Annotated in this window: 21 protein-coding genes and 1 tRNA gene; 14 read left to right on the forward strand and 8 right to left on the reverse strand. The window is 73.2% G+C overall.

What is annotated here, in order from left to right; translation table 11 throughout:
• Positions 1 to 35 precede the first annotated feature (35 nt).
• Positions 36 to 1,403: a zinc-dependent metalloprotease gene (locus OF852_RS00810; protein WP_271119919.1), complete on the reverse strand. Its 1,368-nt coding sequence runs from the start codon at positions 1,401 to 1,403 to the stop codon at positions 36 to 38.
• Positions 1,404 to 1,528: 125 nt separating this feature from the next.
• On the opposite strand from OF852_RS00810, the gene OF852_RS00815 reads away from it, so the two are divergent.
• From OF852_RS00815 to OF852_RS00835, 5 genes are all read left to right on the forward strand, one after another.
• Positions 1,529 to 2,683: a YlbL family protein gene (locus OF852_RS00815; RefSeq protein ID WP_271119920.1), complete on the forward strand. Its 1,155-nt coding sequence runs from the start codon at positions 1,529 to 1,531 to the stop codon at positions 2,681 to 2,683.
• 96 nt (positions 2,684 to 2,779) lie between these two features.
• Entirely contained in the window at positions 2,780 to 5,695 is a 2,916-nt protein-coding gene (locus OF852_RS00820; RefSeq protein WP_271119921.1) for a UPF0182 family membrane protein, read from the forward strand.
• Between the two features lie 133 nt (positions 5,696 to 5,828).
• Positions 5,829 to 5,905: transfer RNA gene (locus OF852_RS00825), tRNA-Met, on the forward strand.
• A gap of 92 nt (positions 5,906 to 5,997) precedes the next feature.
• Positions 5,998 to 6,567 carry a dTDP-4-dehydrorhamnose 3,5-epimerase family protein gene (locus OF852_RS00830; RefSeq protein WP_271119922.1) on the forward strand — a complete coding sequence of 190 codons (570 nt, stop codon included), beginning with the start codon at positions 5,998 to 6,000 and terminating at the stop codon, positions 6,565 to 6,567.
• Positions 6,564 to 7,391, forward strand: coding sequence for a carbon-nitrogen hydrolase family protein (locus tag OF852_RS00835; protein ID WP_271119923.1), 828 nt, complete (start codon positions 6,564 to 6,566; stop codon positions 7,389 to 7,391). The genes OF852_RS00830 and OF852_RS00835 overlap by 4 nt, the downstream gene beginning before the upstream one ends.
• Positions 7,392 to 7,403: 12 nt before the next feature.
• On the opposite strand, the gene OF852_RS00840 is transcribed toward OF852_RS00835, so the two are convergent.
• Complete coding sequence (locus OF852_RS00840; RefSeq protein WP_271119924.1) at positions 7,404 to 8,039, reverse strand: TetR/AcrR family transcriptional regulator; 636 nt, start codon at positions 8,037 to 8,039, stop codon at positions 7,404 to 7,406.
• 251 nt (positions 8,040 to 8,290) lie between these two features.
• On the opposite strand from OF852_RS00840, the gene OF852_RS00845 reads away from it, so the two are divergent.
• Both OF852_RS00845 and OF852_RS00850 read left to right on the forward strand, forming a co-directional pair.
• Positions 8,291 to 9,937 (forward strand): S1C family serine protease, encoded by a 1,647-nt coding sequence (locus tag OF852_RS00845; RefSeq protein WP_271119925.1) that lies wholly within the window; start codon positions 8,291 to 8,293, stop codon positions 9,935 to 9,937.
• A gap of 114 nt (positions 9,938 to 10,051) precedes the next feature.
• Positions 10,052 to 11,095 carry a glycosyltransferase family 2 protein gene (locus tag OF852_RS00850; protein ID WP_271119926.1) on the forward strand — a complete coding sequence of 348 codons (1,044 nt, stop codon included), beginning with the start codon at positions 10,052 to 10,054 and terminating at the stop codon, positions 11,093 to 11,095.
• Between the two features lie 21 nt (positions 11,096 to 11,116).
• Here the strand turns inward: OF852_RS00850 and OF852_RS00855 are convergent, their stop codons facing one another.
• The gene (locus OF852_RS00855) at positions 11,117 to 13,963 is read right to left on the reverse strand and encodes a CDP-glycerol glycerophosphotransferase family protein (RefSeq protein ID WP_271119927.1); all 2,847 of its coding nucleotides are present in this window, start codon (positions 13,961 to 13,963) and stop codon (positions 11,117 to 11,119) included.
• Between the two features lie 107 nt (positions 13,964 to 14,070).
• Between OF852_RS00855 and OF852_RS00860 the strand changes: the two genes are divergently transcribed.
• Positions 14,071 to 15,375 carry a CDP-glycerol glycerophosphotransferase family protein gene (locus OF852_RS00860; protein WP_271119928.1) on the forward strand — a complete coding sequence of 435 codons (1,305 nt, stop codon included), beginning with the start codon at positions 14,071 to 14,073 and terminating at the stop codon, positions 15,373 to 15,375.
• Positions 15,376 to 15,643: 268 nt separating this feature from the next.
• On the opposite strand, the gene OF852_RS00865 is transcribed toward OF852_RS00860, so the two are convergent.
• From OF852_RS00865 to OF852_RS00880, 4 genes are read right to left on the reverse strand one after another with little or no spacing between them, the layout of a single operon-like run.
• Positions 15,644 to 16,483, reverse strand: coding sequence for a hypothetical protein (locus tag OF852_RS00865; RefSeq protein WP_271119929.1), 840 nt, complete (start codon positions 16,481 to 16,483; stop codon positions 15,644 to 15,646).
• Positions 16,484 to 16,525: 42 nt separating this feature from the next.
• On the reverse strand, positions 16,526 to 17,284 hold the full coding sequence (locus tag OF852_RS00870; RefSeq protein WP_271119930.1) for an ABC transporter ATP-binding protein: 759 nt from the start codon (positions 17,282 to 17,284) through the stop codon (positions 16,526 to 16,528).
• Positions 17,284 to 18,102, reverse strand: a complete 819-nt coding sequence (locus OF852_RS00875; protein WP_271119931.1) for an ABC transporter permease — start codon at positions 18,100 to 18,102, stop codon at positions 17,284 to 17,286. The genes OF852_RS00870 and OF852_RS00875 overlap by 1 nt, the downstream gene beginning before the upstream one ends.
• Before the next feature lie 34 nt (positions 18,103 to 18,136).
• The gene (locus tag OF852_RS00880; protein WP_271119932.1) at positions 18,137 to 18,829 is read right to left on the reverse strand and encodes a phosphocholine cytidylyltransferase family protein; all 693 of its coding nucleotides are present in this window, start codon (positions 18,827 to 18,829) and stop codon (positions 18,137 to 18,139) included.
• 275 nt (positions 18,830 to 19,104) lie between these two features.
• On the opposite strand from OF852_RS00880, the gene OF852_RS00885 reads away from it, so the two are divergent.
• From OF852_RS00885 to OF852_RS00895, 3 genes are read left to right on the forward strand one after another with little or no spacing between them, the layout of a single operon-like run.
• Positions 19,105 to 20,787, forward strand: a complete 1,683-nt coding sequence (locus tag OF852_RS00885; RefSeq protein ID WP_271119933.1) for an ABC transporter ATP-binding protein — start codon at positions 19,105 to 19,107, stop codon at positions 20,785 to 20,787.
• Entirely contained in the window at positions 20,763 to 22,337 is a 1,575-nt protein-coding gene (locus OF852_RS00890) for an ABC transporter permease (RefSeq protein ID WP_271119934.1), read from the forward strand. The genes OF852_RS00885 and OF852_RS00890 overlap by 25 nt, the downstream gene beginning before the upstream one ends.
• Before the next feature lie 33 nt (positions 22,338 to 22,370).
• The gene (locus OF852_RS00895; RefSeq protein ID WP_271119935.1) at positions 22,371 to 22,637 is read left to right on the forward strand and encodes a DUF3039 domain-containing protein; all 267 of its coding nucleotides are present in this window, start codon (positions 22,371 to 22,373) and stop codon (positions 22,635 to 22,637) included.
• 12 nt (positions 22,638 to 22,649) lie between these two features.
• On the opposite strand, the gene OF852_RS00900 is transcribed toward OF852_RS00895, so the two are convergent.
• A complete protein-coding gene (locus OF852_RS00900) occupies positions 22,650 to 23,942 on the reverse strand; it encodes a nicotinate phosphoribosyltransferase (RefSeq protein ID WP_271119936.1) in 1,293 nt (430 codons plus the stop codon).
• Between the two features lie 38 nt (positions 23,943 to 23,980).
• On the opposite strand from OF852_RS00900, the gene murI reads away from it, so the two are divergent.
• The 3 genes from murI to rdgB all read left to right on the forward strand — a co-directional run bounded on the left by murI (position 23,981) and on the right by rdgB (position 26,233).
• On the forward strand, positions 23,981 to 24,862 hold the full coding sequence (murI, locus tag OF852_RS00905; RefSeq protein ID WP_271119937.1) for a glutamate racemase: 882 nt from the start codon (positions 23,981 to 23,983) through the stop codon (positions 24,860 to 24,862).
• Positions 24,859 to 25,587 carry a ribonuclease PH gene (gene rph / locus OF852_RS00910; RefSeq protein ID WP_271119938.1) on the forward strand — a complete coding sequence of 243 codons (729 nt, stop codon included), beginning with the start codon at positions 24,859 to 24,861 and terminating at the stop codon, positions 25,585 to 25,587. Before murI ends, rph begins: the two co-directional genes overlap by 4 nt.
• A 70-nt stretch (positions 25,588 to 25,657) precedes the next feature.
• On the forward strand, positions 25,658 to 26,233 hold the full coding sequence (rdgB, locus tag OF852_RS00915; protein ID WP_271119939.1) for an RdgB/HAM1 family non-canonical purine NTP pyrophosphatase: 576 nt from the start codon (positions 25,658 to 25,660) through the stop codon (positions 26,231 to 26,233).
• Positions 26,234 to 26,242: the final 9 nt, after the last annotated feature.

Below are 26,242 nucleotides of genomic sequence, written 5' to 3' on the forward strand. Positions count from 1 at the left end.
GAGTTCTGCACAGCTCACGGCGCGCGCCGCGGATGTCAGGAGCCGCTCGGGCGCTCCCCCGAGTCGTCGCCGAGCAGCTCCTCGAGCGCCCGGTCGATGTCGTCCTGGGGCGCCTCGCCCGCGGTGAGCCGCGTCACGAGGAAGCCGGGGTCGTCGACGTCCGCCGCGGTCGGCACGATGTCGGGATGCGCCCAGAGCGCGTCCCGGCCGGCGCCGCCGACGGCATCCGTCACCGCCTGCCACATGGCCGCCGCCTCGCGGAGCCGTCGCGGGCGCAGCTCGAGGCCGACGAGCTTCGCGAAGGCCGACTCGGCCGGCCCGCCCGAGGCGCGCCGCCGTCGCACCGTCTCCGCGATCGCATCCGCCTTCGGCAGGCGGGTCGTCGCCGCCGCCGTCACGGTGTCGACCCAGCCCTCGATGAGCGCGAGCATCGTCTCGAGCCGTCCGAGGGCCGCGAGCTGCTCCTCGCTCTTCTCGGTGATGAAGTCGCCGCGCTGCAGCGCCTCCTGCAGCTCGCGCATGTCGGAGGAGGGGTCGAGGCCCGCCACCATCTCCTCGACCTTGCCGAGGTCGAGGCCGAGCCCCCGCGCCGACTCGGTGATCTGCGAGAGCAGGTGCAGCCGCAGCCACTTCGCGTGGCGGAAGAGCCGCGCGTGCGCGAGCTCGCGCACCGCGAGGTAGATCGCCACCTGGTCGGCGGGGATGTCGAGGTCGGCCCCGAAGTCGCGCACGTTCTGGGTGACGAGGGCGGCCTGGTGGCGCTCGCCGTCGAGGAGGGGGATGCCGATGTCGCCGCCCGAGACGGCCTCGCCGGCGAGCTGGCCGACGACCTGGCCGAGCTGCATGGCGTACATCGTGCCGCCCATGTTCCGCATCAGGCGGCCGGCGCCCTCGACCATGCCGCGCGAGGCCTCGTCCGGCTCGCCGAGCTGCTCTTCGAGCGCCCGCGTGAACATGTCGGAGAAGGAGGACGCGACCGGCTCGGCGAGCTGGGTCCAGACCGGCATGCTCGCGACCGCCCACTCGGAACGCGTCATGAGCTCCGGCTCGCTCGTGAGGGCGGCGACCTCCGTCACCTCGTCGAGCCAGAGGGCCGCGACGTGGAGCGCCTGCTCGAGCGCGCTGCGCTCGCCGGGCGTCGAGGGGATCGCGGTGCGGCTCGCGAGCGCCTGCGCCTGCTGGCCGGCGGCGCTCCAGTCGATGCCGTCCTCCGAGCGCTGGAAGGCCTGCTGCAGCTGCGCCATCAGCGCCTGGACCATCGCGGGGTCGGCGCCGAGCCCCGCCGCGCTCGCGAGCTGCGCGGGATCGATGTCGCCGCGCCCCTCCAGGAAGCCGCGGAGCATGTCGCGCAGCTCCGACTCCGGGTCCTCGTTCTCCCGGTCCTCCCGGGGATCCTCAGCCATGCTGTCTACGCTAGACCGAGCGGCGCCGGCCATGTCGGCCGAGGACGCCGTTCCAGCCCGCTCACGGTGCGCCGCGAGCGAACAGCGCCGGCGCGAGCCGCCGACCCGCACATCCGAGGAGCACCGTGACCCTGTTCGAGCGCGCCGCCGAGCCCGAGACCGGGCCCGCCGGCGATCCCGATGCCGGGCGGCGCGACCTCGACCGCCGGGAGGCTCGCCGGATGGCCGTCGGCTGGTCGCTGCTCGGCCTCGGCGTCGTCGGCACGCTCGTGCTCGGCTTCATGCCGGCGCCGTACGTCATCGAGCGGCCGGGGCCGGTGTTCGACACCCTCGGGGAGGTGACGGCGGGCGGCGAGGAGGTGCCGCTCATCGACATCCCCGGCGAGCAGACCTACGAGACGAGCGGCACGCTCGATCTCCTCACGGTCAACATCCTCGGCTCGCGCGAGAACCCGCCCAGCTGGCTCGAGATCGCGAGCTCCTGGTTCGACCCGGCGCGCGCCGTCGTCGCGGTCGAGACCGTCTTCCCGGAGGGCGTCACCGAGGAGCAGTCGACCGAGCAGAGCGCCGTCGAGATGCGGAACTCGCAGCAGGAGGCGGTCGCCGCCGCCCTGCGCGAGCTCGACTACGAGTACACGGGCATCGTGCGCGTCGCGGGCATCGTCGAGGACACGCCCGCGGTGGGGCTCCTCGAGCCGGACGACGAGATCCTCTCGGTCGGCGGCACCCCGATCGAGGATGTGACGCGGCTCCGCGAGCTCATCGCCGAGTCCGGCGCCGGCACACCGCTCGTGCTCGGCATCCGCCGCGACGGCCGCGAGCGGGAGCTGGAGATCACCCCGGTCGCGAGCGACGACGACGGGCGGACCCCGGTGATCGGGGTCTACACGGCGGCCGACTACGACTTCCCCGTCGACGTCCGCATCCAGCTCGAGGACGTCGGCGGCCCGAGCGCCGGCATGATGTTCGCGCTCGGGATCATCGACAAGCTCACCCCCGGCGAGATGACGGGCGGCGAGTCGATCGCGGGCACCGGGACGATCGCCGCGGACGGCACCGTCGGCCCGATCGGCGGCATCCGCCAGAAGATGCACGGCGCGCGGGACGCGGGGGCCGACTGGTTCCTCGCGCCGGCCGCGAACTGCGACGAGGTCGTCGGGGCGGTGCCCGACGGCATCCGGGTCTTCGCGGTCGAGACGCTCGACGACGCCATCGCGGCCGTCGAGGCGGTCGCCTCGGGGAAGGGGCTCGACGCCCTCCCGAGCTGCGGCGCCGGCTGATCGGGCGCCTCCCAGGCGGCTGACCGGAAGGCCCGCCTAGGATTGGGGTGTGCCGCTCAGCACGGCGGCGGAGCCGACACAGCCCGGAGTTCCCACGTGACGTCCACCTCACCCACCCCCGCGCGCAACCGGACGAGGGCGACCTTCGCCATCTCCGCTGCGATCCTCGCCGTGGTGGTGATCCTCTTCTTCACCTTCGCGAGCCTGTACACGGATGTGCTCTGGTTCGACCAGCTCGGCTTCCTCCCCGTGCTCACGACCCAGTGGATCGCGCTCGCGGTCATGTTCCTCGTCGGCTTCGCCGGCATGGCGGTGCCGGTCTGGCTCAGCATCGAGATCGCCTTCCGCGCGCGGCCCGTCTACGCGAAGCTCAACTCGCAGCTCGACCGCTACCAGCAGGTGATCGAGCCGCTCCGCCGGCTCGCGATGTACGGCATCCCCATCGTCCTCGGCCTGTTCATGGGCGTCTCGACCGCGACCCGCTGGCCGGTCGTCATGCAGTGGCTCAACAAGACGCCCTTCGGCACCGCCGACCCGCAGTTCGGGCTCGACATCTCGTTCTACGTCTACGACCTGCCCTTCCTCCGCGGCCTCGTCGCCTACGCCTCGGCCGTGGTCCTCATCGCGGGCCTCGCGGCGGCCGCGACGATCTACCTCTACGGCGGGGTCCGGGTCAGCCAGCGCGACGTCCGCGTGACGAAGCCGGCCCGCATCCAGCTCGCCGTCATGGCCGCGATCTACCTGCTGCTGCAGGCCGTGAGCATCTACCTCGACCAGTTCGCGACCCTCACCGAGGTCGGCGACCGGATCACGGGCGCCGCCTACACGGCCGTCAACGCCGTCATCCCGGGGCGCCTCATCCTCGCCTGCGCCGCCGCGCTGGTCGCGGTGCTCTGCATCGTGACCGCGGTCATCGGCCGCTGGCGCCTGCCGGTGATCGGCACCGCGCTGCTCATCGTCTCGGGGCTCATCATCGGCACCGCCTACCCCGCGATCATCCAGCGCTTCCAGGTGGAGCCGAGCGCCCGCAGCCTCGAGGCCGAGTACATCGACCGGGCGATCACGGCGACGAGGGATGCCTACGACGTCGCCGAGGTCGAGGAGGTCCCGTACGAGGCCACCGTCGACACCGAGGCCGGCGCGCTCCGCGACGACGCCGCGACCACGGCGAACATCCGCATCCTCGACCCGGCGCTCGTGACGCGGACCTTCGCGCAGCTGCAGCGCGTCGTCCAGTACTACTCCTTCCCCGACCATCTCGACGTCGACCGCTACGACATCGACGGCGAGACGCAGGACACCGTCATCTCGGTCCGCGAGCTCAACCAGGCGGGCCAGAGCTCGCGCGGCTGGGTCAACGACACGCTCGTCTACACCCACGGCTACGGCGTCGTCGCGGCCTTCGGCAACCAGCGCTCGGAGGACGGCCAGCCCGTGTTCCTCCAGGGCGGCATCCCCACGAACGGCGCGCTCGGCGAGTTCGAGCCGCGCGTGTACTTCGGCGAGAGCTCGCCCGACTACTCGATCGTCGGCTCGAAGGACTCCTCGGGCGGCGACATCGAGATCGACTACCCGAGCGGCGGCGGCGAGGACGAGGGCTCGGCCGCCCGCACGACCTTCGACGGCGACGGCGGGCCGAAGCTCGACAACGTCTTCAAGCGGCTCATCTACGCGCTCAAGTTCCAGTCCGAGCAGGTCGTGCTCTCGGACGACGTGACGGACGAGTCGCAGGTGCTCTACGAGCGCGACCCGATCCAGCGCGTCCAGAAGCTCGCGCCGTATCTCACCCTCGACAGCGACGCCTACCCGGCGGTCGTCGACGGGCGCATCCAGTGGATCGTCGACGGCTACACGACGAGCTCGAACTACCCGTACTCGTCGATCCAGCAGCTCTCCTCGACCATCACCGACACCTACACGCCCGAGCCGCAGTACGCGCTCGACGACGTCAACTACATCCGCAACTCGGTCAAGGCCACCGTCGACGCCTACGACGGCTCGGTGAAGCTGTACGCCTGGGACGACGAGGACCCCATCCTCAAGACCTGGCAGAAGGTCTTCCCGGGGGGCGCCGAGATCGTCTCGCGCGACGAGATGAGCGAGGACCTGCTCGCCCACGTCCGCTACCCGGCGGATCTGTTCAAGATGCAGCGCTCGATCCTCGAGACGTACCACGTCACGAACGCGGGCACCTTCTTCTCGGGCAACGACGCGTGGTCGACCCCGACGGATCCGACGCAGTCCTCGGCCGACCAGGACCGACAGGGCGCGGTGGCGCAGCCGCCGTACTACCTGACGATGCAGACGCCGGGCACGGACGAGCCGGCGTTCACGCTGTACTCGACCTTCATCCCGCGCACGGGCCAGTCGGCATCCCAGAGTGTCATGCGCGGATACCTGACGGCGAACGCGGATCCGGGCGACGACTACGGCAAGCTGACGCTGCTCAAGGTCTCCGGCCAGATCGCCGGGCCGGGGCAGGCGCAGAACCAGTTCACCTCGGACACGGACGTCGCCGGCCAGCTCAACATCCTGGAGCGCGGCGGGACGACGGTCGTGCGCGGCAACCTGCTGACGCTGCCCGTCGGCGGCGGCTTCCTCTACGTGCAGCCGGTCTACGTCCAGTCGACGGGTGAGACGAGCTTCCCGCTGCTGCGGCGCGTGCTCGTGTCCTTCGGCGAGGACGTCGCCTTCGAGGACACCCTCGATCTGGCGCTCGACACGCTGTTCGGCGGCGACTCGGGTGCCTCCGCGGGCGACGGCGATGTCGAGCCGGGCGACACGCCCGCCGAGCCCGGCGACGGCGACGGCGACGGCGGGGAGACCCCGGCCGAGCCCGGCGACGGCTCGGGCGGCTCGAACACCGAGCTCGACGCGGCGCTCCAGGAGTACCGCGAGGCGCTCCAGGCGCGCGAGCAGGCCTACGCCGACGGCGACCTCGTCGCGGCGGCGCAGGCCGACGAGCGGATGCAGCGCGCCATCGAGCGGGCGATCGCGGCGAGCGAGGGCTGATCCGCGGCCGGCGGCGCGAGCTCGCGCCGCCGGCCAGCTCCGCCCCGACCGGTCGCGCGACCCGCGCGGGCCAGCCTCGACGGCGCCCGTGTCGACCGGACCCCGAAACCCGTGCTAGGGTTGTCTCTTGTGCCGCGGGGTGGAGCAGTTCGGTAGCTCGCTGGGCTCATAACCCAGAGGTCGCAGGTTCAAATCCTGTCCCCGCAACCAGAGAAGGCCCGGATCGAGAGATCCGGGCCTTCGTCATTCCCGGACGCGGGGCGCATCGGCCGCCCTCGGCGCCGCCCGGTATCGTCGATCCGGTGACGACGACCTTCACCGAGTTCGAGCTCGCCGAGACCGCGATCGACGGCCTCCTCGTCCTCCGTGCCTTCCAGGCCGCCGACGAGCGCGGCACCGTCCGCGAGCTGTTCCGCATCTCACGGGCCGAGGGGATCCCGGGGATGCCGGCCGCCTGGTCCCAGCTCAACCTCACCTCCTCCGTCCGCGGGGCGGTGCGCGGCCTCCACGGCGAGGCCATGACGAAGCTCGTCACGGTCGCCGCGGGCCGCGCCTTCGGGGCCTACGTCGACGCGCGCCCCGACTCCGCGACGCGCGGCGAGGTCGTCACGGTCGACCTCGAGCCGGGCGTGCAGGTGCTCGTGCCGGCGGGGGTCTGCAACGGGTTCCAGGCGCTCGCGGAGGAGCCGACCGAGTACCTCTACTGCTTCGACGAGGAGTGGCGCCCCGGGATGCCGGGCGTCGCCGTCTCGCCGCTCGACCCCGAGCTCGGCATCGACTGGCCGATCCCGATCGACCCCGAGGACCGCGCGATGCTGTCGGCGAAGGATGCCGCCGCGCCGCGGCTCGCGGAGCTCGGAGGCGGCGCATGAGCGGCGCGAGCGCCTCCCTCGCCGTCGCCGTCCTGCAGTACGCCCCCGGCCCCGATCGCGAGCAGAACCTCGCCGTCATCGCCCGCCTCGCGGAGCGGGCGGCCGCGCGCGGCGCGGAGCTCGTCGTGGCGCCCGAGTACGCGACCTTCTTCACGTCGAAGCCGGGGCCGGAGCTCGTCGCGGCGGCGGAGCCGCTCGACGGTCCCTCGGTCGTCGCGCTCTCGGCGCTCGCCGACCGTCTCGGCATCCACCTCGTCGCCGGCATCGTCGAGGCGACGGGGGAGACCGGCCGCGCCGCGAACACCGTGGTCGCCGTCGCGCCGGGCGAGGGGCTCGTGGCCTCGTACCGCAAGCTCCACCTCTACGACGCCTTCGGCGACCGCGAGAGCGACTGGCTCGTGCCGGGCGAGATCTCGGACCCCTGCGTGATCGAGGTCCGCGGCATCCGCGTCGGCATCCAGACCTGCTACGACCTGCGCTTCCCGGAGGTCACCCGCCGACTCGCGGATGCCGGGGCCGAGCTCGTGCTCGTGCCGAGCGAGTGGGTGCGCGGCCCGCTCAAGGAGCACCACTGGCGGACGCTCGTGACGGCGCGCGCGCTCGAGAACACGCTCTACGTCGCGGCGCCCGACCACGCGCCGCCGGTGGGCGCGGGCTCGAGCCTCATCGTCGACCCGATGGGCACCGCGCTCGCGTCGCTCGGCGAGCACCGCGAGGAGGTCGCGGTCGCGACCGTCGAGCGGTCGCGCGTCGAGGAGGTCCGGGAGCGCAACCCGGCACTGCGGCTGCGCCGCTTCCGGGTCGTCCCGGTCGACCCGGCCTGATCGCCGGGCGGCTCAGATCCGGTTCGAGGCGAGCGCGGTCGCGTACTCGAAGAACACGATCTTGCCGGGCTGCGTGTCCTCGACCTCGGCGTCGACGAGCTGGCTCAGCACGTACTCGATGCCCTTCGCGACGAGATCGAAGTCCTCGGTCGGCGAGGTGATGGCGAGGCCCGCCGAGACCGTCGTCATCATGGCCGAGACGGTGCGCGCGTCCACGTTCCTCGCCATCCCCGCCTCGATCATCCGCTCGACGAAGTCGGAGCGGATGCCGGTGTTCGGCAGGTACTGGAGGCCGTGCACCGTCCGCATGATGCGGTTGAGGGCCGCCGGGTCCGTGACGTAGAGCGCGCGCGCGAGCGGCCGCTCGTAGACGCCCGTCAGCGTGTAGAAGTAGATGCGCGAGAGCAGCCCGCCGCGCGGATCGCGGTCGATGTTGTCGACGATGCCCGTGTACATCTCCGCGTACTCGCGGTTGAGCATCGCGACGAGCAGCTGCTCGATGCTGCCGAAGCGCTCGAGGAGCTGGTCGACATCGATGCCCGCCCGGTGCGCGATGACGCCGAGGGTGACCGACTCCATGCCGTCGTTCACGACGACATCCGCGGCTGCATCCAGGATCGCGGCGTGATCAGGACTGGCCTGGTGCATGCGGTTCTCTCTCCGTCGAGGATCTCGGGTGTCCTCGTACGCAATCCTAAGCAGGAGCCTGGACCTGTCTGTATACCGCGTTCGCGGGGGTCCCGGACGGGCGGCCGGGGGACGCATGGCGGAGCCGGCCCCGAGATCGCGGGGGAGACCGCAGCGGGAATACCGGGAGGCTGAAGCGCGCTCCCAGTGTCGACTTATGCAACGCCCAGGTTCCGGCAGGAGCCTGAGAGCGCTTGAAAGGAGCACCCGACATGAGCACCGCACCTGAGAACCCCGATCGCCGCGACGAGGAGCACGACCCCGTCGACGAGCCGAGCACCGGTGCGGACGCGGTCGCCGCTCCCGCGGCACACGAGCCGCCCGCCCCGGTCGGGCCGACCGCGCCCGCCGAGGACGCGACCCCGGCGGATGTCCCCGCGGGCACCCTCCACGAGGCGCCCGCCGTCCCCGCGCCCGCCGCGACGCCGGCCGCGCCGGTCGCGGCGTCGGCGCCCGCCGCACCCGCCGCGCCGTTCACGCCGCCGCAGCACCCGACCCGGCCGACGGCGCCGCTCCCGGCCGGCAGCGCGTTCCGCGCCCCGGAGGCCCCGCACCCGGGCGCCGGCCAGCAGGCGCCCGGCCAGCAGGCGCCCGGCCAGTACGCGCCCGGCCAGCAGCCCGGCGCACCGACCACGGCGAAGCGGTCCATCGCCATCCCCGTCATCGCCGCCCTCGCGGTCGGCGCGCTCATCGGCGGCGCCTCGGGCGCCGGCATCGCGGCCGCGGTCGTCAGCGCGAACAGCTCGACCGGCACCGCGGCCGAGGCGAGCCCGCAGTCGATCACCGTCAACGACCCCGAGAACGCGAACCAGGTGACCGCCGTCGCCGCGAAGGCCGCGCCCTCGGTGGTGACGATCGCCGCGAGCGGCTCCGGCAGCGCCGGCACCGGCTCCGGCGTCATCCTGAGCGACGACGGCTACGTGCTGACGAACACCCACGTCGTCACGCTCGACGGCGCGACGGGCGACGCCGCGGTCGAGGTCACGACCTACGACGGCCGGATCTACGAGGCCGAGATCGTCGGCACCGACCCGACGACCGACCTCGCCGTGATCAAGCTCGTCGACGCGAGCGGCCTCACCCCGATCGAGTGGGGCGACTCGACCCGGCTCAACGTCGGCGACAGCGCGATCGCGATCGGCGCGCCGCTGGGGCTCGCGAACACGGTCACGGACGGCATCGTGAGCGCGCTCAACCGCAGCATCCAGATCGCGTCCTCGGCCGCGCCCGACAGCTCGGAGACGGAGGAGGGCGAGGCGCCGAACGACAACGGCCAGGGCGGCGACAGCCCCTTCGACTTCTGGAACTTCGACGACAACGGGCAGCAGGGCGGCCAGCAGCCCACCTCGACGATCTCCATCCCGGTCGTGCAGACGGATGCCGCGATCAACCCCGGCAACTCGGGCGGCGCGCTCGTCGACGACGAGGGCAAGCTCATCGGCATCAACGTCGCGATCGCGAGCACCGGCTCCTCGCAGAGCGGCAGCCAGTCGGGCAGCATCGGCGTGGGCTTCGCGGTCCCGTCGAGCGTCGCGAAGCGGATCTCCGAGGAGCTCATCGCGGACGGCTCCGCCACGCACGGCCTGCTCGGCGCGAGCGTGCGGGATGCGACGGTCGACGACGGCGGGAGCGTCGGCGCCGTGATCGCCGAGGCCCCGATCGCGGGCGGCGCGGCCGACACGGCCGGTCTGCGCAGCGGCGACATCGTCACCGCGATCGACGGCATCCCGATCACGGGCGCGACCGACCTCACCGCCCAGGTCCGCGCGCTCGCGGCGGGTGCCGAGGCGACCATCACCTACGTGCGGGGCGAGCGCTCCGCCGAGGTGGATGTCACGCTCGGCGAGCTCGAGGGCTAGACCCGCCGACGCCCCTGCACGCCCCCTGACGGCGGGCGGCCCACGCGGGCCGCCCGCCGTCGCCTTGATAGGCTCGACCGGATCCGCCTCGCGGACCCGGACGACAGGAGGCGCATGGCGACCAGCCCGAGCCTCCCCGGCGTCAGCTACGTCATGCCCGTGCTCAACGAGGCCCCCTACATCGAGGCGGCCGTGCAGAGCATCCTCGATCAGCAGTATCCGGGCCCGAGCGAGATCATCCTCGCGCTCGGCCCCTCGACCGACGGCACCACGGGCATCGTCGAGTCGATGACGCAGCGCGACCCGCGCATCCGGATCGTCCACAACGAGGGCACCGACATCCCGATCGGCCTCAACCTCGCGATCGCCGCGAGCCGCTTCCCCGTCATCGTGCGGGTCGACGCGCACACGCAGCTCATGGAGGGCTACACCGCGCGCGGCGTCGCGACGCTCGAGCGGACGGGCGCGGCGAGCCTCGGCGGCGTCATGGAGGCGGTCGGCCGTCCCGGCGTGCAGGCCGCGGTCGCGCGGGCCTACAACAGCCGCTTCGGCCTCGGCGGCGGCGCCTATCACGGCACCGACGCGCCGGAGGGGCCCGCGGAGTCCGCGTACATGGGGATCATGCGCGCGGATGTGCTCCGCGAGCTCGGCGGCTACGACGAGACCCTGCGCCGCGGCGAGGACTGGGAGCTCAACTTCCGGCTCCGCCGCGCCGGCCACCTCGTGTGGTTCGACCCCGGGCTCCGCGTCTCCTACTGGCCGCGGAGCACCTATCAGCGGCTCGCCCGGCAGTTCACGGCGACCGGCATCTGGCGCGGCGAGCTCGTCCGGCGCCTCGGCGGCGGCAACTCGGCCCGGTACTTCGCGCCGCCGCTGCTCCTCATCGCGACGATCGCCTCGCTCGTGCTCCTGCCCCTGCATCTCGCAGGGCTCCTGCACGGCTGGGTCGGCATCGTCCTCGGCGCCGCCTACCTCGGCCCGGGCGCCTACCTGCTCCTCCTGATCGGCGTCGGCCTCGTGAGCGGCGGCGGTCCCGCACAGCGGCTGCGCTACATGGCGGTGCTCGCGATCATGCACTACGCGTGGGCGGCCGGCTTCCTCCTGGGCGTCGTCCGCGGCGCGGGGGATGCGGTCGACACGAGCCGCACCGAGTCCTGAGCCGGGTGCGCCCCGCCGGCCTCAGCCCAGCAGTCCCTCGCGCCGGAGTCGCGCGACGACGCGCTCGCCCGCATCCCCGTCGTCCATGGGGGTGAAGCGCTCGCGCCACACCCGCCGCCGCCCCGCGAACGCCGCCGCGTCGTCCTCGCCGCGCACGAGTGCCGAGAGCACCTCGAGGAGGCCCTCGCGCGAGGAGACGACCGGGCCCGGGGCCTCGGCGAGCAGATCGAAGTAGAACCCGCGCAGATCCTCGCTGTAGTGCGCGAGGTCGGGCGTGAAGAAGACGTAGGGGCGGTCGCGGGTCGCGAAGTCGAACATGACCGAGGAGTAGTCGGTCACGAGGATGTCGGCCACCGCGAGGAGGTCGGCCACGCTCGGGTAGGTGGTCGCGTCGACGAGCCGCTCGCCCCGCAGGTCCCGGCCGAAGGGGAGCGTGCGCGAATGCCCGCGCACGAGCAGCACGGCGTCCTCGGGCAGCTCCTCGGCGAAGGACTCGAGCTCGAGGTAGTCGACCATCTCGGTCCGGTCGTCGCGCCAGGTCGGCGCGTAGAGCACGACGCGGGCGTCGGCGGGGATCCCGAGCCGGCCGCGGATGGCCGAGGTGTCGGGCTCGGCGAGCACATCGTCGCGCGGATAGCCCTCGATCCAGATCGGCCCGCGGAACGCGTAGGCCGAGCGGAAGATCTCGGCGCTGTAGCGGTTCTGCGCGAGGAGCACGTCCCAGCGGTCGCGCTCGCGGAGCACGGCGAGCCGGGTGCGGATGCCGCGGGCGGCCCGGTCGAGCGCGAGCCGCTTGAGCATGGTGCCGTGCCAGGTCTGGAGCACCCGCTGGTACGGGCGGCGGCGCCAGCGCTTGCGGAGCCAGTCGTTGACGACGAGGAGCCGCGCGCTGCGGCGGACCCGCCACCACTCGCGCGTGCCCTCGACGATGCGGACGGCGCCGGGCGGCACCTCGACGGAGGCGTCCGCGACGCTCCAGTACCGGGTCACCTCGGGGTGGAGCCGCGCGAGCGCGCGGTCGATGCCGAGCGGATTGCAGGAGGCCGATCGTCCGTAGAAGCTCTCGAAGAAGACGGCCTCCTCGGGCGAGTCGGGCGCCGCACGGTACTCGCGCTCGAGGCGGGCCTGCGCGGCGGCGCCGAGCTCGTCGTCGGCGAGCGGCGGGCCGATGCGCACCACGAGCCCGCCGGCCTCGGCGACGGCGTCCAGGCGCAGGAGGTCGTGGAGGGCGTGGACCGGCCGGGCGCCGAGCTCGAGCCGGGTGGCGGGCGCCTCGCCGTCGCGCTCGATCCGCAGCGCGTAGTCGCCGGAGGGGAGCGCGAGGTGCTCGGCGCCCCAGCGCTCGCGCAGCAGCGGGAAGACGGCCTCCTCGCCGGAGCCCGCATCCTCGACGGTCGCCCGCCCGCCCGCGAGCACGAGCCGCGCGCCGCGGGGGAGTCCGGTCGTCCGCACGCGCAGCTCGGCCCGGGGCGCGTCGAAGGCGAGACCCGTCACGGCGGGCCGCTCGAGCCGCGGCGTCCCGGCGGATCCGCTCGCGCCGTCGCCCGCGACCCGGAGCGAGGCCGGCACGGGCCGGCCGATGCGGCGCAGGATCTCCGTGAGCACGCGCTCGGTCGCCCGGCCGTCGAGGAGGTCGAAGTGCTCGCGGCGCAGTCGCTCCGCGTGCTGCGCGTCCTCGCCCGCGAGCCGGTCGTCGGCCCAGGCCTCGAGCAGCCCCAGCGCGCCGGTCCAGCTCGTCTGGTGTCGCCCGGCCGTGACGTCGCGGTACGGCTCGTAGAGGCCGCGCGACTTCGCGTAGCGCTCGACATCGGGCGCGAGGAACACGATCGCGCCGCCGGTGAGCGCGAAGTCGTAGGCGATCGAGGAGTAGTCGGTCACGAGCGCGTCCACGGCGGGCAGCGCGGGGGTGACGTCCGCGAGTCCCGCCGTGTCGAGCATCCGGATCCGCGCCGAGCCCTCCGCGCCATCCGCGTAGGAGCCTCGGCCCAGCGGGTGGCTCCGGACGAGCAGCACGGCATCCCGGCGTTCGAGCCACGACTCGAGCGCGGACCACTCCCGGGGCGAGGGGATGCCGGGGTCGGGGCGGCCGTCGCGCCAGGTCGGCGCGTAGAGCACGACGCGGGCTCCCTCCGGCAGCGCGCCGACGGCGCCCTCGAGCAGCCGGCGGCCGTGGGCGCGCCGCTCGGCCGCGGTGCCCCGCAGCAGCACGTCGTCGCGGATGTCGCCCGTCACGACGACGCGGTCGGCCGGGATGCCGAAGGCGGTCCGGATGCGCGCCGCGACGCGATCCGAGGAGACCGGGAAGAGCGCGATGCCGCGTCCGGCCGCGCGGTAGGCGCGACGCAGGAGCGCCCGCACGGGCGGGAGGTCGGGGAGGAACGACACGCGGAGCGTGGCGGGGGAGTCGAGGTGCAGGCGCTTCAGCGGGATGCCGTGCCAGAGCTGCACGACCGTCGCGCCCTGGACGGCGTAGCGGTTCACATCCCCGAAGCCGTGCGTGACGATCGCGACCCGCGCCCGCAGCGTCAGCCGGAAGCCGCGCCAGCCGTCTTTCAGGACCGCGTCGAGCCCGAGCCGCCGAGCCGCGAGGAGCTCGTCGCGGCCGCCCGCGAGCCAGACGACGCGCACGTTGCGCTCGAGGTGCTCGCGGACGGCGAGCGCGAGCGGGAGGGCGCCCTCGCCGAGCCCGATCCCGGAGCCGACGACCCACAGGCGGTCGCGTCGCGGCACGACGCGGGACGCGAGGGCGCCCAGCCCGTAGAGCGGGAGCCGGAGCAGCTTGCGCGCGTTGCCGGCGCCGAAGGTGAACGTCGCCATGGCGGGGTCGAGTACCGGGCCTTCCTCGCCGACCCGCGCCGGCTCGCTCACGATTGTGACACGATCCGGCGCGATCCCGATCGCGGCGGCACCGGTGCTGATTGGATGGGATGCGGCCCGCCAGCCGCGGGTCGGCATCACAGGAGGTTCCGTCCCGCATGTCGCTGAGGACCGACATCACGTCCGCGCGGAAGGTGTTCCGCAACATCATCCGGTCGCGTCGCACGCGTCGGGAGATCGTGCGGCGCGAGCGCGAGTTCCCGCGTCCCGAGGCGGGCACGATCCGCATCGCGGTGTACTTCGCGGACACCCGCGTGAACCTCTACCAGATCCGCCAGTGGTACGCGCCGCTCCGTGAGCTCGCGAAGGTGCACCCGGTCGCGATCATCACCCGGAGCCCCGGCTCCGCCCTCACGATCAACGAGGAGTCCGGCCTCCCCGTCATGTACCTGCGGTCGGTCGTCGAGCTCGAGGAGTTCGTCGCCGAGCAGGACATCCGGATCGTGCTCTATGTCAACCAGAACACCAAGAACTTCCAGATGTTCCGGTACGGCCGCATGTGGCACACGTTCATCAACCACGGCGAGTCCGACAAGATGTACATGACCACGAACCAGTTCAAGGCCTACGACTACGCGCTCGTCGCGGGGCAGGCGGCGATCGACCGGCTGAGCCGCAAGCTCTGGGACTTCGACGTCGAGCGGAAGGCGCTCCCGATCGGCCGCCCGCAGGCCGACCACTTCGCGGGCGAGGGCGAGCTGCCCTACACGCCCGACGAGCGCACCGTCGTGCTCTACGCCCCCACCTGGGAGGGCGACCGCCCGGCGGCCGCGTACGGCTCGATCGCCAGCCACGGGGTCGCGCTCGCGGAGGCCGTGCTCGCCTCGCCGCGCCATCGGCTCGTCTACCGCCCGCATCCTCGCAGCGGCGTCATCGACGAGGTCTACCGGGCCGCCAACGAGCGCATCATCCAGGCGATCGCCGCCGCGAACGCGCAGGATGCGAGCGCGCGCCACGTCTTCGACGACGGCCCCGCCCTCGGCTGGCAGCTCGCGCACGCCGATGTCGCGATCACCGACATCTCGGCCATGGTCTACGACCGGCTCGCGACCGGCCGGCCCATCATCGTCGCGCGCCCCGTCTCCCCGGATGCGGAGATCGACGAGGAGGGCTTCCTCGGCTCGGCCGAATGGCTTCGCGCCCCCGAGGCGGGCCGCGTCCTCGAGCTCGTCGAGAAGGTCCAGGGGGACCCGGCGGCACGCGAGAACCTCGAGCACTGGGCGCGGCACCACTTCGGCGACACCAGTCCCGGCGCGACGACCGCGCGCTTCCACGCCGCGATCGAGCAGCTCATGGGCGAGTGGGCGCGCCACGCCGAGCTGCACGCCGGGGAGCCGCGCTCGAGCGAGTCCGACCCGCTCGACGACGAGGACGACGAGGGGATGCCGGGCGGCGGCGACTGATCTCTCGCGCCGTGCGCAGGACCGGCTGAGACCTCGATCCGCGGCGCTGGCCGCCGGGCTCGGCCGCCTCAGCCGGAATCCGGTACGGCACTCCTCCTTCCCACCGCGGGAGGATTCGGGTCTGAAGGTCAGCCTGAGCATCCCGGAGGACGACATCCGCCTCGTCGACGGATCCTCGGCGTCCTCGGGTCGGTCATCCCTGAGCGCATGGCCGAGATCGACGACGCGCTGCGCCTCCACCTCTCGCTCTGAGCGACCGGCCCCGCCCTCAGCTCCCCGGCTCGCGGTCCGGCAGCTCCGTGAGCTCCGGCAGCTCCTTCCGCCCCCGGCGGAGGTTCGAGAGCACGGGGATGCGGCGCGGCGGGCGCGGGTCGCGCGGCGGGCGCAGCACCGCATCCAGCGTCGTCGGGAACACGGGCGGCGGCGGCCCGAAGGCGGAGCGCGAGGACTCGATGACCTTCCGTCCCAGGAGGTGGTTGCCGGTGCCGCCGATCGCCGCGCCCACCCCGAAGGGGATCGCGCGCCCCACGACGGTCGCCGACTGCGAGGCCGCGAAGCGCCGGACGAAGGCCCGTTTCACGCGATCGGCGATCTGTCCGAGCGCCGCGCTCGGCAGGCTCGAGGTGATGAGCTGGCCCCAGTAGGCGTTGCGCATCGCGGGCCCGCCCGCCGCCTGGCTCGCGAACTGCTGGATGAGGTCCTTGCCGCCGTTGCCGAGGATCATCGTCATGACGAGCGTCCGCGCCCGCTCCGGATCCTCCAGCGGGATGCCGTGGATCTCCGTCACGGACTGCGCGAAGAGCGCGCTCGCCTCGAGGAAGCCCGCCGTCTCGACGCCCGAGAGCGCGAGCGAGGCGCCGACCCCGACCCCCGGGATCGCGGCGCTCGCGCCGACGAGGGCGCCGCCGCTCGTCACCGCCGCGAGGTAGCGCCGCTCGAGGATGCGGACGATCTGCTCGGGAGAGGCGTCCGGCCGTCGGGCGCGGATGCTGCGGATGTGGGCGAGCACGACGGGCCGCTGCACGCTGAGCAGGGCGTCGATGCCCTGCGCGACCCGGGGGTGCACGTTCGGCGTCCTCGCGGGTCCGGCGGGCGGGAGCACGGTCATGCGCCCAACGCTAGCCATCCAGGCTGGGCGCCCGTCGCATCCTCAGCCCGCGTTGTAGTCGGCGTTGTAGCGGTCGACGACCTCGCGGATGGGGGCGTCGAGGATGAGGGAGCCCTGGTCGAGATAGAGGCCGCGCGTGCAGAAGCGCAGCAGGTCGCGCTCGCTGTGCGAGACGAAGAACAGGGTGCGCCCGCCCGCGAGCAGCTCCTCGATGCGGCGGTAGCACTTCTCGCGGAAGGCCTTGTCGCCCACCGCGAGGACCTCGTCGACGAGCATCACCGGCTCCTCGAGCCGGGAGATGACGGCGAAGGCGATGCGCACCTTCATGCCGCTCGAGAGGTGCTTGTAGGGGGTGTCGACGAAGTCGTGGATCTCGGCGAAGTCGAGGATCTCGTCGAAGGCGGCGTCGATCTCCGCCTTCGTCATGCCGTGCAGCCCGGCCGTGAGGTAGACGTTGTCGCGCACCGTGAGGTCGTTGACGAAGCCGCCGGTGATCTCGATGAGCGGCGCGACGCCGCCCTCGACGTGGACGTGCCCCTCATCCGGGAGCATGACCTGCGCGACGAGCTTGAGCAGCGTCGACTTGCCCTGGCCGTTGCGGCCGACGACGCCGATCGCCTCGCCGGGGCTGACCTCGAAGCTGACGTCGCGGAGCGCCCAGAACTCGCTCGGCTTGGTGCGCCGGCGGGAGCCCGCGAAGAGGTCCTTGAAGCTGCGCCGCGACGAGCGGTTGCGCTTAAATCGGATGCCGACGGCGTCGACGCGGATCGTGCCCGTCCGGGGGGATCGCTCGGCGGCCATCACATCTCCTTCAGGACGGTCGGGATCGCGCGGCGGAACACGAGCAGCCCGATCACGAGGAGGGCGACCGAGATCGCGGCGCCGACGCCGATGACGTACCAGTCGAGCTGGCCCTCGAAGAAGGCGGCGCGGTAGAGCGAGAAGATCCCGAAGAGCGGATTGAAGGCGGCGAGCTGGTGGAGCCCGAGGTCCCGGAGATCGGCGAGGCCGTAGATGATCGGCGAGGCGTAGAACATGAATCGCAGGACGAGCTTCACGGCCCGCTCGAGGTCGCGGAAGAAGACGACCAGCGGCGCGACGATGAGCCCGATCCCGAAGATGAGGATCGCCTGCAGCACGATCGCGACCGGGAAGAAGACGATCTCCCAGCGCAGCTCCGCGCCGGTCCAGATCGCGAAGGCCGCCAGCACCGGCAGGCTGAAGAGGAATTCGAGCCCCTTCGAGCACACGAGCCGCAGCACCCAGATGGAGCGCGGGATCGTCGTCGAGCGGATCAGCTTCGCCTCGCGCGTGAACGCCCGGGTCGCGTCCGAGACGCTGCCGGTGAACCACATCCAGGGGAGGAGGGCCGAGAGCAGGAAGACGATGTAGGGGTGGTGGCCGACGCTGTCGCGGTTGAAGACCTGCGTGAAGACGAACCAGTAGATGCCCGCCATGAGGAGCGGGTCGAGGATCGACCAGAGGTAGCCGAGCGCGGAGGTCGAGTAGCGGACGCGAAGGTCGCGTTTCGTCAAGAGCCAGAGCGATCGCCGATACCGGGTCGCGGGCGACGAAGAGCGCCCGGCCGGGGCCGGGCGCTCTGCCGTGGTGTCGCTCATCTCGGGTTCCTCACTCGGTCGGAACCCCCGATGTCTAGACGAAGAGGTTCGCTCGCTCCAGATCCTCGGCGAAGTCGATCTCGACCGCGTAGAGGTCGGAGATGTCGACCGGCTCAAAGCGTAGCCGGTCGCGCTCGATCGCGAGCTCGATTCCGCGCTCGAAGTAGTCCTGGTCCTCGACGCGCTCGAGGTGGCGGACGAGGGCGCCGCGGTCGCCGGAGGAGACGTGGTTGATGCCGACGGCCTCGCCGAGCCCGCCCTTGACGGTCTTGGAGAGCTCCCGGATGTAGCCCTCGGCGTCGGTCGTGTACTTGACCTCCTCGTCGGAGACCTTCGCGGTGTTGACGCTGACGAAGCTCTGATCCTGCGCGACGAGCTTCGCGGCGCGCTCGAGGGCGGCCGGGTCGAACACGACGTCGCCGTTCATCCACAGCACGCCGCCCGGCTTCGTCGCCTGGAGCGCGCGGAGCAGGCTCTTCGAGGTGTTCGTCTGGTCGTACTGCTCGTTGTAGACGAAGTCGGCCTGCGGGAACGCCTCGACGATGTACTCCATCTTGTAGCCGACGACGATCGTCACCTTGGCCTTCTTGCCGAAGGCCTGGTGGATGTTGTCGAACTGCTGCTGCATGATGGTGCGGCCGTCGCTCAGCTCGGTGAGCGGCTTCGGCAGCGAGCGGCCGAGGCGGCTGCCCATCCCTGCGGCCAGGATCACGATCTGGGTGGTCACGGTTGTCTCCTCACGCGATCACGGCGACGCCGCGATCGGATTCAGTCTGCCCGGGCCCGCGTCGTGCGCGGGGAGTTCACATGACGTTCACATGACATCCGGGTACACGACACACCGTTGTGCCTCCCGGAATTGTAATGACCGGGCCTGGAGAGACCAGGGGGAGGCGCGATCCGTGACCGATTCGTGACCGCCTCGGACCCGCTCGCGAGCGGGCCGAGCAGGGGTGTGGAACCCGGTGAGACGACCTCACGCGGCATTGGTACGGTAGTCCGGTGGAGCGAGACGACGAGCAGGGGACAGGCGAGCGCGCCTCGTCGTCCGAGGGGGCGGAGTCCGCTGCGCCGGCCGCGCACGCACCGCGTTCGAGCACGCCCCGCGCCGCCGCGAAGCCCGCCGCCCGCACCACGGCCGCGAAGGCCGGAACCGCGAAGAGCGGCACCGCGAACAGCGGCACCGCGAAGCCGTCGCCTCGCGCGACGACGGCCCGCGCCGCCGCGAAGCCCTCCGCTGCGAAGTCGGGCACGGCGAAGAGCAGCACCGGCAAGAGCGCGGCGGCGAAGTCGACCACGCCGCGCACGACGACCGCGAAGGCCGCGGCGGCGAAGAGCCCGGCGGCGAAGGGCACGGCGGCGAAGCCGGCCGCGGCGAAGACCGGCACGACGCGGTCGACGACCGCGAAGGCGGCCGGAACGCCCCGGACCACGGCGGCGAAGTCGACTGCCGCGAAGTCGACCGCGGCGAAGCCCGCGGCGGCGCGCAAGCCCGCCGCGACGCGCGCGCGAGCCGCCGCGGCGACGACCACGGCCGCGGATGCGGCGGCGGCGACCGCCGCGGAGCCGCTGACGGCCGACCCCGAGACCGCTTCCGCCGTCGGCTCGACCGGCGCGGAGGAGTCGTCGACGGAGACCGCCGCCGAGACCGAGCCCCAGGCCGCGGTCGGCGCGTCCGAGCCCCCGGCGCGGCCGAACCGCTCCCGCGCCGCGAGCAGCGCCACCCGCACGCGCTCGACGCCCGCATCCCGCGCCGCCCAGGCTGCGAAGGCGGTCGAGCCCGAGGCCGCCCAGCCCGAGACCGTCCAGCCCGAGGCCGCCCAGCCCGAGCCGGTCCTCGCGCCCGAGCCGGTCGTCGCGGAGCCCGTCGCGCCCGAGCCGGTCGCCGAGCCCGAGCCGACGTCCGCTCCCGCGGCCGATGCCGCCGCGCCCGCCGTCGTGCTCACCGGCCTCCTCAAGCGCTACGGCGGCACCGTCGCGGTCGACTCGATCGACCTCGAGGTGCCCGCCGGGAGCTTCTTCGGCATCGTCGGCCCCAACGGCGCCGGCAAGACGACGACGCTCTCCATGCTGACGGGGCTCATCCGCGCCGACGCGGGCTCGATCGCGATCAACGGCATCGACGTGGCGGCCGACCCGAAGGGCGCCCGCCGCTCGGTCGGCGTGCTGCCCGACCGCCTGCGTCTCTTCGACCGCCTCACGGGCGGCGAGCTGCTCGCCTACTCCGGGTCCCTCCGCGGCCTCGACCGTGCGACGGTCCGGGCCCGCACCGCCGACCTCGCGAGCGCCTTCGGCCTCACGGGCAGCCTCGGCCGTCTCGTCGCCGACTACTCGATCGGCATGACGAAGAAGGTCGCGATCGCGGCCGCGCTCATCCACTCGCCGCGGCTGCTCGTGCTCGACGAGCCCTTCGAGTCGGTCGATCCCGTCTCGGCCGCGGTCGTCATCCGGACGCTCGAGCGCTACGTGCGGGCCGGCGGCACCGTGCTCATGTCGAGCCACAGCATGGACCTCGTCGAGCGGGTCTGCGACTCGGTCGCCGTGATCGCCGAGGGGCGCGTGCTCGCCTCCGGCCCCATGACCGAGGTGCTCCAGGGGTCCTCGCTCGAGGACCGCTTCGTCGAGCTGGCCGGCGGCGCGACCGCGGTGGAGGGCATGGAGTGGTTGCAGAGCTTCTCGGACTGAGGCTCCGCGTCATCGCCAACACCCTCCGGGGCTCGCGGCGGGATGTCGGAAGCCGCGCGATCGCGATCCTCGCCGCGATCGCGGCGCCGCTGCTCGCGATCGCGCTCCTGCGCGGGCTCGCCGGGCGGCCGGACGGCGCACTCGAGGATGCGACGCTCATCCTCGCGACCTGGACGCCCGTGCTCGCCCTCCTCGTCCCGGTGCTGCGCCGCGCGCCCGACCCCGCGCATCCCCGCGCCTTCATCCCCTTCGGGCTCCGCGCGCCGGCGGTCGCGCTCGTGCTCCTCGGCTACGCCGTGCTGAGCCTCCCCTCGCTCGTGCTCGGCATCGCCGCGGTCGGCCTCGTCGACGCCTGGAGCCGCGCCGGCGCGCCCCCCGCCGCCGCGCTCGCCTCGGCCGTCTCGATCTACCTCGTCGGGCTCCTGCTCGCGGTCATCGGGCGGGTCATCGGCGGCTCGTCCTCGCGCGGCCTCGGCACGCGCGTCGCCCGCGTCGTCGCGGTGCTCGTGCTCGTGCTCCTCGCGATCCGCCTCCTGCCGGTGCTCGTCGGCGACCCGCGCTACGCCTTCGGACGTCTCGCCGAGCTCGCGGCCTCCCTCGACGGGACGCCCGTCGCCGTGCTCGCGCAGCATCCGGTGCTCGCGCGCGACGGCCTCGGCGGCGCGGACGCCGGCATCCTGCTCGGCGGCGTCCTCGCGGCGGCCGTCCTCTGGGGGGCGTGGATGCTGTGGATCGCGGTCGCGATGCGCGGCTCGGTCGTCCGCCGCCGGATCGGGATCGACCTCTCGGCCGGCTGGTTCCGCATCCTCGGGGGAGGGCCGACGGGGGCGGTCGCGGCGCGCAGCGTCACCTACTGGCTGCGCGACCCGCGCTATGCCGGCTCCTTCGCGTTCCTCCCGCTGCTGCCGTTCCTCATCGTCGGCGTCGGCCTCGTCGGCGGGGTCCCGATCTCGACGACCGCACTCGTCGCGCTGCCGCTCATGGTGCTCGTGCTCGCGTGGGCGACCCTCCACAACGATGTCGCCCACGACTCGAGCGCGATCTGGCTGCACGTCGTCTCGGGGACGAGCGGTCTCGCCGACCGCCTCGGCCGACTCGTGCCGCCGCTCGTGATCGGGATCGTCATGATCGCGATCGGCGCGCCGCTCACGGCCGCCATCGTCGGCGACTCGCGGCTCGTGCCGGTCGTCGCCGGGGTCAGCGCGGCCCTCCTGCTCGGAGCCATCGGCATCTCGAGCGCCGTCTCCGCCCGCTTCCCGTACCCGGCGCCCCGCCCCGGCGACAGCGCCTTCGACGCGCCCCAGGCCTCCACCGGGAGCCCCGGCGGCACGCAGGCGCTCACCTTCCTCGGCGCCATGGTCGTCGCGGTGCCCGCGCTCTGGGCCGGCTGGCAGGCGCTCACGACGCCCGAGGTCGACCGCTGGTCGTGGTCGGGGCTCGGGCTTGGGATCGGGGCGGGCGTGCTCGTCGCGGCCGCCGGGATCGCGCTCGGCGCGCGCGCCTTCGAGCGCCGCGGGCCGGAGCTGCTCGCCGCATCCCTCCAGAGCTGAGCCACTCGCCCCGCGGCGTGCGAGGATGTCGGCATGCGTGAAGCGGATGGTCCCGGTCAGGGCGGCGGCACGGATGTGCTCGACCGCGAGCTCGAGAAGCTGCTCAACGAGGAGCAGCTCGAGGACGGCGACCACGAGCGCTTCTCGCACTACGTGCCGAAGGACAAGATCCTCGAGTCGGCCCTCACCGGCAAGCCGGTGCGCGCGCTCTGCGGCAAGAAGTGGATCCCGGGCCGCGACCCCGAGAAGTTCCCGGTCTGCCCCGACTGCAAGCGCGTCTACGAGCGCATGAAGAAGTAGGGCGACCCGCGCTCAGCGGTAGACGGTCGGGATCGCGGGCTCGCCGCGACCCAGTGAGAAGGCCTCGAGCGGCATCTCCTCGATCGCCTGCCGGTGATGCTCGCGTGCCGCGGCGACCCCCTCGGCGCCCAGGTGCGCGGCTTCGATCGAGCCGCCGGCCACCAGATCGACGAGCAGTCCGCGGCCCGGCTCCGGCACGACCTCCGGATCCTCGACGTAGATCGTCTCCTCCGTCGCCACCCCGTGATCGAGGGTGCGGATCGGCTGCTTGCGGCCCGCGACGGTCGACTTGCCGTCGGAGCGCTTGCCGACCGGATGCCAGGAGCCGTCGGCGTCCTGGTGGGCCACGAGCTTGTAGACCATGCCCGCGGCGGGGGAGCCGGAGCCGGTGACGAGGGACGTGCCGACGCCGTAGCCGTCGACGGGCGCCGCCCGGAGCGCGGCGATCGCGTGCTCGTCGAGGTCGTTCGTGACGGTGATGCGCGTGGCCGTCGCGCCGAGCGCGTCGAGCTGCGCGCGGACGGCGGCGACCGTGGGCGCGAGGTCGCCGGAGTCGATGCGCACGGCGCCGAGCCCCGTCCCCGCGACCTCGATCGCCGTCCGCACCCCCTCCTCGATGTCGTAGGTGTCGACGAGGAGGGTCGTGCCCGGTCCCATCGCGGCGACCTGCGCCTCGAAGGCCTCGCGCTCCGTCTCGTGGAGGAGGGTGAAGGCGTGGGCCGCCGTGCCCATGGTCGGGATGCCCCAGGAGCGGCCCGCCTCGAGGTTGCTCGTCGCGCGGAAGCCGGCGATGGAGGCGGCGCGGGCGGCGGCGACCGCCGAGCGCTCGCCGGTGCGGCGGGAGCCCATCTCCGAGAGCGGGCGGCCGTCGGCGGCCTGCACCATGCGGGCGGCGGCGCTCGCGACCGCGGAGTCGTAGTTGAAGATGCTCAGCGCGAGCGTCTCGAGGACGACCGACTCGGCGAAGCCGCCCTCGACGACGAGGATCGGCGAGCCCGGGAAGTAGAGCTCGCCCTCGCGGTAGCCGCGGATGGTGCCCCGGAAGCGGTAGTCGGCGAGCCAGTCGAGCGTCGGGCCGCTCACGACGCCCTCCTCGCGCAGCCAGGCGAGCTCGGCATCCCCGAAGCGGAAGCGCTCGAGCTCCGCCAGGAGCCGGCCGGTGCCGGCGACGACGCCGTAGCGGCGGCCGCTCGGGAGGCGGCGCGCGAAGAGCTCGAACACGCAGGGCCGCTCGCCCCGGCCGTCGCGCAGCGCCGCATCGATCATCGTCAGCTCGTAGCGGTCGGTGAGGAGCGCGCTCGTCATAGCGAGAGCCTATCGGCGGACGGGTATCGTGGCTCCTCGTGACGCCCGTGCCCGCGACCGACGCCCCCATCGGCGTCTTCGACTCCGGGGTCGGCGGGCTCACCGTCGCGCGGGCCGTCATCGACCAGCTCCCGCGGGAGTCGATCCTCTACGTCGGCGACACCGTCCACTCGCCCTACGGGCCGAAGCCGATCGCCGAGGTGCGGGCGTATGCCCTCGCGGTCATGGACGACCTCGTGGCGCAGGGCGTGAAGACCCTCGTCATCGCCTGCAACACCGCGTCCGCCGCGATGCTCAGGGATGCCCGCGAGCGCTTCACGCAGGGCTACGGCATCCCCGTCGTCGAGGTGATCCAGCCGGCCGTGCGCGCCGCCGTCCGCCAGACCCGCAACGGCCGCGTCGGCGTGATCGCGACGGAGGGCACCGTGCAGTCGCGCGCCTACGAGGACGCCTTCGCCGCCGCCTCCCACCTCGAGCTGTTCACGAGCGCCTGCCCGCGCTTCGTGGAGTTCGTGGAGGCCGGGGTGACGAGCGGCGATGAGCTGTTCGCGATCGCGGAGGAGTACCTCGCGCCGCTGCGCGACGCGCGGATCGACACGCTCGTGCTCGGCTGCACCCACTACCCGCTCATGTCGGCCGCGATCCAGTACGTCGTCGGCGACGAGGTCCGTCTCGTCTCGAGCGCCGACGAGACGGCGGCGGACGTCTACCGCACGCTCGTCTCGCACGGGCTCGAGCGGCGCTCGCCCGAGCCGCCCTCGTACACCTTCGAGTCGACGGGCGGCGACGAGGCCGCGTTCCGCCGGCTCGCGGCCCGCTTCCTCGGCCCCGAGGTGACGCGCGTCGAGCACCTCGCGACCGGCACCATCCCCATCCAGACGCCGCGGATGTCGGCGCCCGAGCCCCTGGAGGCACCATGACCCAGCGCGAGGACGGCCGCACGGCCGATCAGCTCCGAGCCGTCACGATCGAGCGCGGCTGGAGCGAGCAGGCGGAGGGCAGCGCGCTCATCTCCTTCGGCCGCACGAAGGTGCTCTGCACCGCGAGCTTCACGAACGGCGTGCCGCGCTGGCTCACCGGCAAGGGCCGCGGCTGGGTCACCGCCGAGTATGCGATGCTCCCGCGCTCCACCGACAGCCGCATGGACCGGGAGTCGATCAAGGGCCGCGTGGGCGGCCGGACGCACGAGATCTCGCGCCTCATCGGCCGCAGCCTCCGCGCCGTCGTCGACACGAAGGCGCTCGGCGAGAACACGATCGTCATCGACTGCGACGTGCTGCAGGCCGACGGCGGCACCCGCACCGCGGCGATCACGGGCGCCTACGTCGCGCTCGCCGACGCCATCGAGTGGGGACGCGAGCGCGGCTTCGTCGCGAAGAAGGCGCAGGCGCTCACCGACTCGGTCGCCGCGATCAGCGTCGGCATCGTCGGGGGCCAGCCGCTCCTCGACCTGAAGTACACGGAGGACTCGACGGCCGAGACCGACATGAACGTCGTCGCGACGGGCCGCGGCGCCTTCGTCGAGGTGCAGGGCACGGCCGAGGGGGCGCCCTTCGACAAGCGCGAGCTCGACGCGATGCTCGAGCTCGCCCTCTCGGGCACGGCCGAGCTCACGCGTCTGCAGGCGGCGGCGCTCGGACGCTAGTCGGCCGGGTCGCCCACGGGCGGCACCGGGGTGCAGGCCGCCCGGCGCGCTCCCCGCCTAGGCTGGCGGGGTGAAGATCGTCCTCGCCACCCACAACGCCCACAAGGTGGAGGAGCTCCGCGGCATCCTCGGCGAGCGGCTCGGCGAGCACGAGCTCCTCGCCTACGACGGGCCGGAGCCGGTCGAGGATGGCGCGACCTTCGCCGAGAATGCGCTCATCAAGGCGCGCGCGGCCGCCCGGCACACGGGGCTCCCGGCGATCGCCGACGACTCCGGGATCGCGGTCGACGCGCTGGGCGGCGCCCCCGGCATCCACTCGGCACGCTACGCCGGCACGCGCGACGACGGCGACAACCTCCGGCTGCTGCTCGCGAACCTGGAGGGCGTTGCGGACCGCGGGGCGGCCTTCGTGTGCGCCGCGGCCCTCGTGGACGGCGAGCACGAGGAGGTCGTCACCGAGCGCTGGGCCGGTCGCGTCCTCGAGACGCCGGCCGGGGAGGGCGGCTTCGGCTACGACCCGGTGTTCCAGCCGGCGGGGGAGTCGCGGAGCGCGGCCGAGCTCGGCCGCGAGGAGAAGAACGCCGTGAGCCACCGCGCCCTCGCCTTCGGCGCCCTCGTGGAGCGCATCCGCGCCAGGCTCGGTTGACTCGGCGCC

The sequence above is a fragment of the Homoserinibacter sp. YIM 151385 genome, from assembly GCF_027912415.1.
Taxonomy (GTDB): Bacteria; Actinomycetota; Actinomycetes; order Actinomycetales; family Microbacteriaceae; genus Schumannella.